This window comes from Acinetobacter sp. 809848, from assembly GCF_000581275.1.
Classification (GTDB): domain Bacteria; phylum Pseudomonadota; class Gammaproteobacteria; order Pseudomonadales; family Moraxellaceae; genus Acinetobacter; species Acinetobacter pittii.
Genome location: NZ_JEXG01000211.1, coordinates 1 through 338 on the forward strand (window position 1 = coordinate 1; position 338 = coordinate 338).

Consider the following 338-nt stretch of genomic DNA (forward strand, 5'->3'; position numbering starts at 1 on the left):
TCATTGCCAGGTACAGGCACAGTCTCTGCAGACATCACACCGCCGGTGGTTGCGCTGGATGATGTACTCACGAACGACAGCACACCAGCACTCACTGGTACAGTGAACGATCCGACAGCAACAGTGGTTGTGAACGTGGATGGTGTTGACTATCCGGCAGTGAACAATGGTGACGGCACCTGGACGCTTGCAGACAATACACTGCCTGCGTTAACTGATGGCCCACACACCATTACCGTGACGGCAACAGATGCAGCAGGCAATGCAGGTACAGATACAGCAGTGGTGACGATTGATACCACAGCACCAAATGCACCTGTACTTGATCCAATCAATGC

Annotated in this window: 1 protein-coding gene; it reads left to right on the forward strand. The window is 53.0% G+C overall.

All coding sequences use genetic code 11. The features are described 5' to 3' along the window. On the forward strand, positions 1-338 hold a 338-nt coding region (locus tag J536_RS0105030), incomplete at both ends, for an Ig-like domain-containing protein (RefSeq protein ID WP_228130734.1).